8 protein-coding genes and 2 pseudogenes are annotated in these 8,164 nt (G+C 61.4%); 4 read left to right on the forward strand and 6 right to left on the reverse strand.

Going from position 1 to position 8,164, the window contains the following annotated elements; genetic code table 11:
• Positions 1 to 818 (reverse strand): annotated as a pseudogene (locus SYN65AY6A5_RS05330) (hypothetical protein); the annotation flags it as partial.
• Between the two features lie 206 nt (positions 819 to 1,024).
• Between SYN65AY6A5_RS05330 and ccsB the strand changes: the two are divergent.
• From ccsB to tig, 3 genes are all read left to right on the forward strand, one after another.
• On the forward strand, positions 1,025 to 2,065 hold the full coding sequence (gene ccsB, locus SYN65AY6A5_RS05335; protein WP_099812184.1) for a c-type cytochrome biogenesis protein CcsB: 1,041 nt from the start codon (positions 1,025 to 1,027) through the stop codon (positions 2,063 to 2,065).
• An 84-nt stretch (positions 2,066 to 2,149) separates the two neighbouring features.
• Positions 2,150 to 2,533: a LapA family protein gene (locus SYN65AY6A5_RS05340; protein ID WP_011430103.1), complete on the forward strand. Its 384-nt coding sequence runs from the start codon at positions 2,150 to 2,152 to the stop codon at positions 2,531 to 2,533.
• A gap of 88 nt (positions 2,534 to 2,621) precedes the next feature.
• Entirely contained in the window at positions 2,622 to 4,295 is a 1,674-nt protein-coding gene (gene tig / locus SYN65AY6A5_RS05345; protein ID WP_011430102.1) for a trigger factor, read from the forward strand.
• 69 nt (positions 4,296 to 4,364) lie between these two features.
• Here tig and SYN65AY6A5_RS05350 read toward each other — a convergent pair whose 3' ends face one another.
• The 5 genes and pseudogenes from SYN65AY6A5_RS05350 to SYN65AY6A5_RS05365 form a co-directional block, all read right to left on the reverse strand.
• Positions 4,365 to 5,489 carry an extracellular solute-binding protein gene (locus SYN65AY6A5_RS05350; RefSeq protein WP_011430101.1) on the reverse strand — a complete coding sequence of 375 codons (1,125 nt, stop codon included), beginning with the start codon at positions 5,487 to 5,489 and terminating at the stop codon, positions 4,365 to 4,367.
• A complete protein-coding gene (locus SYN65AY6A5_RS05355; protein ID WP_049749742.1) occupies positions 5,461 to 5,919 on the reverse strand; it encodes a Holliday junction resolvase RuvX in 459 nt (152 codons plus the stop codon). Before SYN65AY6A5_RS05355 ends, SYN65AY6A5_RS05350 begins: the two co-directional genes overlap by 29 nt.
• Positions 5,916 to 7,295: a DUF3084 domain-containing protein gene (locus SYN65AY6A5_RS05360; RefSeq protein ID WP_011430099.1), complete on the reverse strand. Its 1,380-nt coding sequence runs from the start codon at positions 7,293 to 7,295 to the stop codon at positions 5,916 to 5,918. The genes SYN65AY6A5_RS05355 and SYN65AY6A5_RS05360 overlap by 4 nt, the downstream gene beginning before the upstream one ends.
• Positions 7,296 to 7,499: 204 nt before the next feature.
• Positions 7,500 to 7,636 (reverse strand): annotated as a pseudogene (locus tag SYN65AY6A5_RS14340) (RNA-guided endonuclease TnpB family protein); the annotation flags it as partial.
• 68 nt (positions 7,637 to 7,704) lie between these two features.
• Positions 7,705 to 7,905 (reverse strand): hypothetical protein, encoded by a 201-nt coding sequence (locus SYN65AY6A5_RS05365; RefSeq protein ID WP_099812186.1) that lies wholly within the window; start codon positions 7,903 to 7,905, stop codon positions 7,705 to 7,707.
• Between the two features lie 113 nt (positions 7,906 to 8,018).
• Between SYN65AY6A5_RS05365 and SYN65AY6A5_RS05370 the strand changes: the two genes are divergently transcribed.
• The coding region (locus tag SYN65AY6A5_RS05370) for a MerR family transcriptional regulator (RefSeq protein WP_143597139.1) at positions 8,019 to 8,164 on the forward strand (146 nt) is incomplete at its 3' end.

Here is an 8,164-nt window from a genome sequence, read left to right on the forward strand (position 1 = left end):
TCCGCTTTCAGCTCGCCGCGGATCAGCTTGGAGAGCGTGTCTTGGCCCCCGGGGGTGTAGGTGATCTCGCGGGCAGCGCTGTTGAACACATTGCGGATGGGATCCCCTTTGCTGTCCACCAGCTCCACCACCATCACGTTGCGACCGGGCCTCAAGCCCTTCAAGTAAAAAGACTCCCAGCGATCCAGCAGGCCGGACTGGCCGTTGAGGGTGTAGCGGATGCGCCAATCCCGCGGCAGGTCGGTCAGCAAACTTTCGCGCACCGGGGCGTTGGCCAGCCAAAAATCCACCAAGATCGGCTCGGCACCGTAGCTGCCGCTGGGCTGGTTGTAGGTGAGCAGGGGCAACTGCGGTTGCGGCACATATTCCGGTGTGGAGGCGAGCACGTGGAAGCTGACCTGGGCGTAGGCCTCGGAGTTTTTAAAGCTCTCGTGCCAGGGCTTGCCGGCAAACACCCGCAGGGTATGGGATCCCGGCTCCAAATCTTCGAAAACGAGGGGAGCATCGGCGTCGTAATGGGCGATGTAGGGCCGGTTGTCCAGCACCACGTGCAGATGGGGGCCAAGGCCCAGTTGCGGATCTTTAAAGAGCGGGTACCCCTGCACCGCAAAGCGAACGGTTACTTGCCGCTCCGACAACACCTCTCCGGGTTGGGGGCTGAGGATCTGTACTCGCGGACGGCAGTGCTCCAAGTAGGCATCCAGCTTGGCGATCTCCGGCGGCACCGGTACCCGCTCGAGCTGAGGTAGCTGTTCCTGGGGCTGTTCAAGCGGGGATCCAGCGCAAGCGACCAGCACAAGAGCCGCCACCAGAGCCATCCACCATCCCCATCTCCAGGTTCTGGCCTTTCCCGCGTGTCTTTGCATGAGCCTCACATCCCAACACTTTCGGTATCCTGCCGAGCTGCAGATAAGCCATCCCCACATTACCAGCATGTGTCCTTTGGGGAAGATCCCCTCCCCCGCCCTAGAATGGGATCAGCGGTCTGGCCCAAGCCAGGTCAGGAGAACTTCTGAGGTCAGGTATGGCTGTGTTGGCGATAACGGCCCTTGCAGGCCTGGATCTAGCTCAGTGGCAGGCTTTGCTCAACAACGTGGCCTTTGCCGTTTGCTTAGGGGCCATGCTGTTTTATTGGGGCGGGGCAGCGTTTCCCCAGGTGCAGCTTCTGTCGGAGCTGGGCTTGGCGGGGATGATCGGGGCGAACTTGACGATCGCCGCCCTGCTGACGGCCCGCTGGATCGATGCCGGCTATTTCCCCTTGAGTAACTTGTACGAGTCTTTGTTTTTCTTGGCCTGGGGGATCACCGCCTTGCATCTGCTGGCTCTCCACTGGACTCGTAGCCGTTGGGTGGGGGTGACGACCGCCCCGCTGGCGACGGGCGTTGTGGCCTTTGCCGCCCTGGCCCTGCCGGCAGATATGCAGGAGGCCCAGCCACTGGTGCCGGCTTTGCAATCCAACTGGCTGATGATGCATGTAACGGTGATGCTTCTGGCCTATGCAGCCCTCTTGGTGGGATCCCTTTTGGCCATCGCTTTTCTCATCGTCACCCGCGGCCAGGAAGTTCAGTTAAAGGGCAACTCCCTCGGCCTGCAATTTGGACCCTCCCAGCCTGCAACCCACCCCGAATGGACAGAAGCCACCCTGCCATCGCCCGCTGCAGAACTGGTCTACGCCGGGATCCGCTCCCCCCGACCGGCTGAACCCCCTCCCCAACCGGCACCCGAAGGGATCCCGCTGCAACGGCTGAGCCTGGCGGAAATCTTAGACAACACCAGCTACCGGCTAATCGGGCTGGGGTTCCCGCTGCTGACCATCGGCATCATTGCCGGCGCCGTCTGGGCCAACGAAGCCTGGGGCACCTACTGGAGCTGGGATCCCAAAGAAACCTGGGCCTTGATCACCTGGTTGGTCTTTGCCGCCTATTTGCACGCCCGCATCACCAAAGGCTGGCAGGGCAAGCGCCCCGCTCTCTTGGCCAGCTTGGGCTTTGGGGTGGTTTGGGTGTGTTATCTGGGGGTGAACTTTCTGGGCAAAGGCTTACACAGCTATGGCTGGTTCTTCTGAGATCTCTTGGGCCAACAAATCAACCCCCGTTTGTGGGTATTCTGGTGCTGGCAAGCCGTCGTGGATCCCTCTGAGGAGAAAAGCATGCGACTGTTCAACTACCTGATCCTGTTCTCGGCCCTCCTGGGAATCGCTCTTTTCGCCATGCAAAACGCCAGCCCGGTCACGATTACCTTTGCCCCCGGCGTCAGCGTTGAAAGCCCGCTGGCGATCGAACTGTTGGCCTCTGCCGGGATCGGGGCCGCCCTTGCCTGGCTCTATAGCCTCTGGATGCGTCTCCAATTCAGCATCGAAGCCCGCGAGAAAAATCGGCAGTTGCAAGAAAAGGAAGTCACCATTAGCGAGCTGAAGGAAATGGTGGTGGAGCTGGAAGCCAAAGTCAAGCAACTGCCCCCCAGCAAGCGTGCCGAGCCCCAGGAAGACATTCAGGACGTTAAGGAAGTCACCACAGAGGGATCCCCTGCCTAGAACTGTTCCGAATGGATCCCGTCGATCTCCAAGCAGTTGGGGTAAAATTGAAGTTCTGCTTGCCTCTTCCACTAGCCCATCACTTCCTATGCAGGTCACACAAGAAAAACGTCCTGGCAGCCGGGTTGGCCTCAAGATCGTGGTAGAAGCCGACCAGGTTAAGCGCTCCTACGAAAAAACCTTGCGCCAACTGGAGCGGAATATCCAGATCCCCGGATTTCGCAAGGGCAAAGCTCCCCGCAACCTGGTGATACGCCAGGTGGGCCGCGAGCGCGTCATGGCCAGTGCCGTCGATGACCTGATCAACGAGGCCATCCAACAGGCGCTCAAGGACACCCAACTGCATCCCATCAGCCGCTTCGAGCTGGACGACAAGGTGGAGCAGCTTCTGGATCGCTTCAACCCGGAGGCCGACTTCAGCTTCTCGGGGTATGTGGAGGTGTACCCCGAAGCCCGTGTCGGCCAATACAAGGGCCTGACCGTCACGGCCACCCGCGTCACCGTCAAGCCCGAACAGATCGACCAGCTCATCGACCGGTGGCGGGATCAGCGGGCCACCCTCTTGCCGGTGGAGGATCGGCCCGCCCAGTTGGGGGATGTGGTGGTGATCGATTTTCAAGCCCGCGATGCCGAGGGCAATCCTCTGGAGGAAATCGCCGCCCAGGACTTTCAGTTGGAGCTCAAAGAGGAGAACTTCATCCCTGGTTTTGTGGCGGGCGTGGTCGGCATGCAGCTCGACCAAACCAAGGAGATCACAGCTACTTTCCCCGACGATTACTTCAGAAAAGAGTTGGCCGGGAAAACGGTTACGTTCACCGTCTGCCTCAAAGAGATCAAGACCAAAGAGCTGCCGGAGCTGGATGACGCCTTTGTGCAGGAGATCAGCGAGTTTCAGACGGTGGCCGAACTGCGGGAACACCTGCAAAAGCGCCTCGAGCAAGATGCCCTGCGGCAATCTGAGGAGAACCTGGAGACGGCCATCCTCAATGCCATCTTGGAAACCACCGAGGTGGATCTGCCGGAGACCCTAGTCGAGCAAGAAACGACACAACTGCTGGCCCGAAGCCTTCAGTCGCTGCAGCAGCAGCAAGGGGTCACGCCGGGAGAGATCCGCAAGTTCTTGTCCCAACTGCCGCCGGAAACTCTCAACCAGTTGATGGAGCGCCACCGGCCCGAGGCCATCAACCGGCTGCGGCGCACCTTGGCTCTGAGCGCTATCGTCCGGCAGGAGCAGATTGCCGTAGGCCCCAACGAATTGGAAGTCGAGGTGGAAGAGGTGATGGCGGCCTATGCGCAGCAAGGGCAGAAGCTGGATCGGGAGCGAGTCCGCCAAGCAGTCCACGAAGATCTGCTCGCCAACAAGGTGATGGCCTGGCTGAAGTCCCAAACCACGGTCAACTGGGTCGATAGCGAAGGCAACCCCACCGAACCGCCCACCCTCTCGCCCCGCTCTGAGGGTGAAGACCGGCAGGAGAGGTCTGAGTCGGCTAGGGCAGGGGTGCCGGAGACGGAGTTTGAGGCCGAGAAGCCAGAGGGATCCGCGATCCCCGAGGCAGTTGAGCCTCCTGTCGATGCGAAAGCTGAGGGGGAGGTTGCAACAGAGCCGCAGGCAGCTCTCCCTTCTGTAGAAGCAGAGGCGTCTGGGATCCCTGAGGCGGTTGAGCCTTCTGCAGAGGCGGCCACAGACCCTGCTGGCTTGCAACTGGAACAGGCCGTCGCGGAGACACCCAAAGCGGGCAAAAAGAGCAAAAAGGACAAGTAGAGGGTCCTGGTTGCCTCCCTAGACTTGCCGGTTCTCACACCTTGGCCGCCGGGGTCGGAAAAAGCCGGGCTACAAGAGGCCGCGCCGCATCTGGTCCCAGAGGCGGAGGTAGGACTCGGCTTCGGCGGGGCTCAGAGGCCGCCAAATCTCGGCGCGCTCCCAGGTAGAAGGCTGAAAGTCAGCCCTGCGACGCAGCCGAGGAGAGAGTTGGGCCAAATCCAGCGGCCAAACCGAAGGGATCCCGCTCAAGTTCACCAGGCGGGGGGCGAACTCTGGGGTTAGGACGAAGTCAATCCAGTCGGCCAGCAGGGATCCTTCCAGCTCTGGGGAAGCGTTGTGAGCTCTATGCGGCCGCACCCAGACATCCCACCAGATGGCGGATCCCGAAGCCGGGATCGCCACCTCCAGCTCGGGGTAGTTGGCCTGGGTGGCATAGAGATCCTGCGACCAGCCCACAGCCACCCAGCTATCGGCCAGGCGCAACATGGGCAAGTAGTCGGCGGAAGTATAGGCCAGAACCTGGCGGTGCAGGGATCCCAGCTCTCGCCGCAGTTCGGCCTCTTCGGGATCGAGGGGATCGTTGTAGGAGCGGCCCAGCTTTTTGAGGACGAGCCCGATCACCTCCCGGGGGTGATCGGGCAGGGTGAGTTTGCCGGCCAGCTCAGGCCGCCACAGATCCGCCCAGTCCCGGATGGGGTCGCTCACCCGGTCGCGGCGGTAGGCAATGGCCGTTACCCCCCAGCGCCAGGGCACGCCCCAGATCTGCCCCTCTCGCCGGGCAGCAGCCTGCCAGCGGCGATCCAAGTGCTGCCACCGTTCTCCCAAGAGGTCAGGTGGCAAGGGATCCAGCCAACCGGCAGCAATGGCCCGATCCAAGACGTCAGCTCCCAACAGGCTCAGGGCCGCTGCTGGCGGCTGTCGCCGGAACCATCTCCCCGGCTCCCACCAGGCCAGCTCAGGCGGCTGGACGCTCTGCTGCAGGTAGGCCAGCAACTGGGCCCGCTCGTCCAACAGTTGCAGCCGAAAGCGAACCTGGGTGCGGCGGCGAAACTCGTTCACCAAGCTGGCCGGGATCCCCTGTTTAAGGGCGAGAATGAGGGGCAGAGAGCCCCTAGGCCCGCCACAGCCGGCCACCGCCAGCCCCAGCAGGAGCCCGTACAGAAATTCACGTCGGCTCAGCCCTTGCTTGCCCACGCCAGTACCGCTCCACCAGAATCAGGGCCACCAGATCATCGTAAGCCTTGTCCGGCACCCGCATCCCCTTGGGCAACAGCCGCTCCCATCCCCGCGGTGGGTAAAAATCCCAGTAGCGCCGCCGGGCTTCTTCTGAGCTGTGCCTCTCGTCCACCAGAACAATCTGTTGGGGTGGGAGGAGCGACTCCAGTTGCCGTTTCCAGCCTCGCGCCGTTGTCTGATTTCCCAGGATGAGCCGCTCCGCCCCAAACTGCTGCCAGAGGGCCTGCAACCTGGCCAAGGCCTCCCCGGCTGAGACCACCTCCCGATGCAAGACCTGCCACGCCGGCTGAACTTGCACCACGGCAAGGCCGCACTTGTCCCGCCCCGGGTCAAAACCCATCAGCACTCGCCCCTCTTCCAGCCCGCCCAGATGGAGTGGATCCCTCATCCCCCAATCTGCCCCGCCTGCTGAACGGGGGTGGTGCCCTGCTGGCCAGAGGCCTCCGCCATCAGGAAACTCACCCGCAGCGGCCCCGCCGTGTAGATGTCGGTGTCAGCAACCAGCTTCACATCCAGGGGGGTAGTGCTCTGGCGGAGATGCTGCACAACTTCCAAGAACTTCACCTGCGAGAATTCTCCGACAGTGCCGGTGATGGGATCCGAGAGGAGGCCTTCTGCCTGGGAGCGCTGATTGGCCTGGTTGAGGAGCTCCAGCAGCCGCTGTTGGATTTCGTTCTCGCTCAAGCCTGGCTGGATTACACCCTGCGCCAGCACGGATCCCCTGGCGAAGATGCGCTGGTTGGGGTAAATCTCCACCAGCACAGGCACAGGCTCTCCCTTAAGCCGATTGGTGAGGGAGAGGATGCGCACTGCCCAGCTACCAGGTTCCTTCAACTTTTCCAGAGCTTGGTCGGCCTCCTCGCGGCGGATGAGGATGGCGTTCTCCAGAGGGGGGATGGGCCGGGAGCCGAGGGCAAGGGCCCGCTGTTCTGCCTGGGCCAAAACTCGCTCAAACTGCCGCCGGACTGCCGCCGGGTCTGCCCCTGCTGGCGTTTGCACAACTCCTGTAGCCAGGACTTCTCCCGCCAGAATGGCCAGCTCTCCCCGCCGCAGCCGCACCGCTAACTGGTTGAGCTGCGCGATCTCCTGCTCAAGCTGCTTTTTTTGAGTTTCCAGTTGGCTCAGGGCCGTCTGCGCCGTATCCAGAGAGCGCTCCAGTTGATCCCGATCCAGTTGCAGAGCCTGCTTTTGCGACTCCAGATCGGCAATCATCTTTCGGGCCGCCTCCACCTCTGCCTTCACCGCCTCCAACTCCGCCTGGGCCCGCTCCAGGCCGGGCTGCACTTGGGCCAGTTGCTCGTTGGCTGCCGCCAGCTTCGCCTCCGCCTCTTGCCGCTCTTGTAGCGCCATAGCCAGTTGATCCCGGACTTCGCTCAGGCGTGTCTGGGCTGCCGATTGCTGACTGCGAAATTGGTCGAGATCCAGCTTGAGGCGGTCTCGCTCGGCTCTGAGAGTGGCATTCTCCGCTTCCAGCAGAGCTTTCTGGCGGTTGAGGGCCCGCAGCTCCTGCTCTGCCTGGGCAATTTGGTTGGTGTAGCTGAACAGGGCTTCCGAAAGAGAGCGGTTGAGGAGCAGCAGCGTGCCCAAGGTCAGCGCCGAGATGCTCACGCCGGTAATCACGGCTACCAAAACGGCCGTGTGGCGGGGACGCAGGTTAAACCAGGTGAGGCGCTTTTTGCCAATCCGATACCCGACCCGATCCCCGACAACGGCAATCAGGCCACTGACAAACAACATGTAAAGGATCAGCAGTACGCCTTGCATAGCCCGGGATCCCTGCCATGGAAATCTTAGCAAGGTTACCCTGAAGGTCTGGGAAGTTGAGGGCAGGCCGAGCCAGAGAAGTGCGGCCCCGCGTAAGCGGATGGGGTTGAAGGACTCCGTCCGGCTGACGCGAACAGTAGCCCTGAAGCATGCTCGCTTAGAGAGCAAGCAAGCCCCGAACCCCCCCGTATACGCGGGGCAGGGGGGCTGGTTTATAGAACGCCCCAAAAGGGCGGTAACCTTTGCACCGTTCAGGTCGGCGTCACCCCTCCAGCCGCAATGTCCACAAGAAAACCCTTCCTACAAGACTTGCCTGGCTCTGGGTGGATGCGCAGACACCTACCTGCCGCCGCTACCTGCTGCACATGAGCCCCTTGAGAAGGCTTCCACCTGCTCAGCTAACGTCCGTTTAGAAATATCGACGCCGCAATAGGAGTAGCCACGCCGAATCAGTCCCAATGCCCACCTCGAGAAAATAGGTCTCAGGAGTGGCTCCCCCTGTCGCCAAGATGGCATCGGCGATCTCTTCCTCTACAGCGGGGAAAAAGCTGCGGGTAGCATCGTAAAAGTCGGCAGCCCGATCAAAACAAACGCTGTGGGATCCTGCCATCGCCGCCCTCTTCCCCAACAGGCAAACCCAGACAGACAGAGCATGACTCTAGTCAATGATATGCTGGACTATACTGAAAATAATGCCCAGTATGTTCAGTATGGCTGCTTGGTATGGCTAGGTATGTAAAACCGAGAGAAGCGGCGGATTATTTTGGAGTGTGTCTCCACACCTTGAGGCGATGGGAACAGAAAAGCTGGATCCATGCAGTACGTACACCATCCGGTAGGGCGAGAAGGTATAACCTCGACAGCTACAT

It is taken from the genome of Synechococcus sp. 65AY6A5 (assembly GCF_002760415.1).
Classification (GTDB): domain Bacteria; phylum Cyanobacteriota; class Cyanobacteriia; order Thermostichales; family Thermostichaceae; genus Thermostichus.